At 29.3% G+C, this 3,273-nt stretch carries 3 protein-coding genes; 1 reads left to right on the top strand and 2 read right to left on the bottom strand.

The features are described from left to right. Positions 1-377 precede the first annotated feature (377 nt). Positions 378-1,907: a glycosyltransferase family 39 protein gene (locus HGB55_RS14625; protein WP_168817761.1), complete on the top strand. Its 1,530-nt coding sequence runs from the start codon at positions 378-380 to the stop codon at positions 1,905-1,907. Positions 1,908-1,940: 33 nt separating this feature from the next. On the opposite strand, the gene HGB55_RS14620 is transcribed toward HGB55_RS14625, so the two are convergent. Continuing rightward, positions 1,941-2,945 carry a Gfo/Idh/MocA family protein gene (locus HGB55_RS14620; RefSeq protein ID WP_168817759.1) on the bottom strand — a complete coding sequence of 335 codons (1,005 nt, stop codon included), beginning with the start codon at positions 2,943-2,945 and terminating at the stop codon, positions 1,941-1,943. 5 nt (positions 2,946-2,950) lie between these two features. Next, positions 2,951-3,160, bottom strand: a complete 210-nt coding sequence (locus HGB55_RS14615) for a hypothetical protein (RefSeq protein WP_168817757.1) — start codon at positions 3,158-3,160, stop codon at positions 2,951-2,953. Positions 3,161-3,273: the final 113 nt, after the last annotated feature.

Here is a 3,273-nt window from a genome sequence, read left to right as displayed (position 1 = left end):
AATTCCAAAACGCAACCCCTTATTTTATTGGAATATTCAAGATTAATAGCATGAAGTCCGCGTTTTTATGGATTTTCTTTGACTCAATTTAACAGTATTTTAACTTATTGGCTGCAACTTGGGTTAAAAAGTAATTGCATATTTAAATAAATCGGTCTAACTTTGTTATAAATATTTCATAAGAAGAAATAAGCTTTTATCAAAAAAAATATAATTTATTTTTTCAAAAAATCATTTTTGAATCTATTAAAAAAATATATACCTTTCAATATTAACATATTGATATAGATAAATAATTGATATAACCGAAAAAATAAATAGAGAATTTCTGATTTATGATATTTTAAACAATTATTTATTGCTTAAAATAATTTAATATGTATTTTAAAAAAAACTACGGATGGAAATCTATTATATTACTTTATTTAGGTGTTAGCTTTTTTAGATTTTTATTTGTTATTTCAGAATGGGTTGATTTGGATGCTGAAGAAACTCAATATTGGCTATGGTCTAAACATCTTGATTTATCATATTATTCTAAACCTCCTTTAATAGCTTATCTTAATAAAATTACCAGTTTTATTTTTGGAGACTATCCGTGGGCAGTTCGTATCAATGCAATTTTTTATGGTGCTATTATAGGTTTAGCAACCTACCATATTGTATTAAAAATATACAATTCTAAAAAAATGGCTTTTTTTATTTCTGCCGGACTCTTGTTTCTACCGTCTTATCATTATATTTCATTATTTTTTACTACTGATGTTTTAGTTTCTTTATTTTGGTTACTAACTTGTTATTATTTTTGGATTGCCATTCAACATAACAAACTCAAATATTGGATTTTTACCGGAATTGCAATGGGATTAGGCATGCTATCTAAATATGCAATACTATTTTTTATTCCATTTTCTTTATTTTATTTACTAATTAAAAAAAGAGAGCTTTTAAAACAAAAGGGATATTACATATCTTTAGCCATAGCTTTTCTTATGTTTTCACCTGTAATTTATTGGAATATAAAAAACGGAATGGTTGGTATGTTTCATGTAACAACTTTAGCCGGATCAGGTCATGATATTATACATTGGGAAAGACTTTTATCGCGCCAAGCTGAACTGATTGGTGGGCAACTTTTACTAAATGTTCCCCTGCTTTTTATAATCGTTTTTTGGGATAAATACAAAATTAAAAGTTATTTGAAAGGAGATTTTGAGCAGTATATAATTGCTACTACAATTTTTATTTACATCATTTTTTCTCTGGTTACAATTATAAGACGTGTTTATATTAACTGGCTATTGTTTTCTTACATACCTTTGTATATTGTTTTACTTACAACAGTCTGGAGATCGGGACTTATAAAAGAAAAATCGGTAAAAAAATATCTGGCAATAACTTCCGGTTTGATATTATTATTGATTTTTCAACCTATTCTAAATATATATGCCAAACCTGTTTCTAAAATAATTCCGGCTCAAATTGACCCTTTCAGAAATTTAGTTAATTGGGAAGAATTTGCAACTTATGTTTATACTGAAATGGACAAACAATGTAATGGTGAAGAATATGTGGTTTTATCTAACCGATACCAGGTTGCTTCAGAATTTGCCTATTACGGACCTAACTTACCTGCAACATATTGCTATCCTTACAAAAAAAGGAGAATGAATCAATTTGATTTATGGGGTATACCTTACAATCAAATTAAAGACAAAAAAGCTGTTTTTGTTGATAATATTCCTATGGATGATGATATGATTTCAAAAATTGGCTCTGAAAATATCATTTACAAAACCGTTTATTCAATTGAATACAAAGGTGTAATTGTAAGAAATTACTATATTTATTTAATTAATAAAATGCCGGAGTTTCCAAATGCCAAAAAAGTAATATCTAAATTTTAATAACTTAGTTTTTTTACTGATTTTAAACTCTAACTAAATATTTCTGCAAATTTGTTCCATTACCCAATTAGTTCTAGCTCCTGACACTCCTGTGCTTGAACATTTCCCTTTACCTAAAAGTTCATCAACAACAGTTTGAATAAGTGGCTGTTGGATATGTTTTGATATCTCAAATTGAAAAACCTCTTTAGGTTCACCATCCACTTCTAAAGTAACTTTATTGTTGCCAAAAAATGGAAAAGAAACTTGCCCTTTGCTACCAACAATAGTTGTAACTTCTTCTTCCGAAACATTCCCGGTATTAAATGCCCAAATTCCATGTCCTAAAATCCCATTTTCAAACCTAAAAGTACCAACGGTAATATCTTCTGCAGGATATATCTTTGCTTGATTAGATGAAAAACCAGAGGCTTCTGTAATAGGTCCGAATAGAAAATCCATTGTATCTAACTGATGAGACGCTAAATCATAAAAATAGCCTCCTCCTGCTATTTCAGGTAAAATCCTCCAATTATCAGGATCTTTACATGCACCAACAATTTTGGGCTGTAAAGGCATTTGAATTTTGATATGTACAAAACGAATATCTCCTATAACTCCACTCTCCAAAATTTCTTTCACTTTAAGAATATTAGGTAACGAACGGCGGTAATAAGCAACAAATAAAGGTACTTTTGCCTCGTTACAAGCATTAACCATAGCCATACACTCTTTATAGCTACGTGCCATAGGTTTTTCAACATAAACCGGTTTTCCTGCTTTTGCCGCTTTTAAGGTATATTCTTTATGTGAATTAGGCGGTGTAGCAATATATACAGCATTTACTTCAGGGTCGTTAAATAAATCATCAGCATTAGTATACCATTTTGGAACATTATGCCGTTTTGCAAAGTCTTTTGCCTTTTCGGCATTTCTACGCATAACAGCCATAAGTTTTGAATTGGAAATTTGCTGAAAAGCAGGTCCGCTTTTAACTTCACATACATCACCTGCACCTATCATACCCCAACGTATTTCTTTATGTATTTTATCTTTCATCTTAATTAAAGTTGCAATGAATTATATGCATTTAAAACTGCATCAATTTTAGTATTTGTTTCTTTATTGATGAATTTCCTTTCAGGCTTTTCATCAAACCATTTTAATATTCTTTTTACACCTTCAGCAAAAGGTATAATTGCTTTAAATTCAGGTACAAAAGTTTTAATTTTTGTGTTATCAAAAATAACACTCTCACTTTGGACTTGCAACAAAAAGTCGGACAATTTTTTTAAGACCTAAGCTACATATTTAAATTGATAAAATTCTTGTTCTACTTCATAAGGGGTTTTATATCCCAAAGAAGAGTGTAGACGTTTTTTGTTAT

Source organism: Lutibacter sp. B1 (assembly GCF_012524075.1).
In the GTDB taxonomy this organism is placed as follows: Bacteria; Bacteroidota; Bacteroidia; order Flavobacteriales; family Flavobacteriaceae; genus Lutibacter.
Note: the sequence above shows the minus strand (reverse complement) of the source record. Positions and strands in the feature narration are given on the sequence as shown.

What these genes read in the sequence shown, in the direction of transcription:
- HGB55_RS14620 (WP_168817759.1), bottom strand. Translation starts at nt 2,945, where the DNA reads ATGAAAGATAAAATACATAAAGAAATACGTTGGGGTATGATAGGTGCA.
- HGB55_RS14625 (WP_168817761.1), top strand. Translation starts at nt 378, where the DNA reads ATGTATTTTAAAAAAAACTACGGATGGAAATCTATTATATTACTTTAT.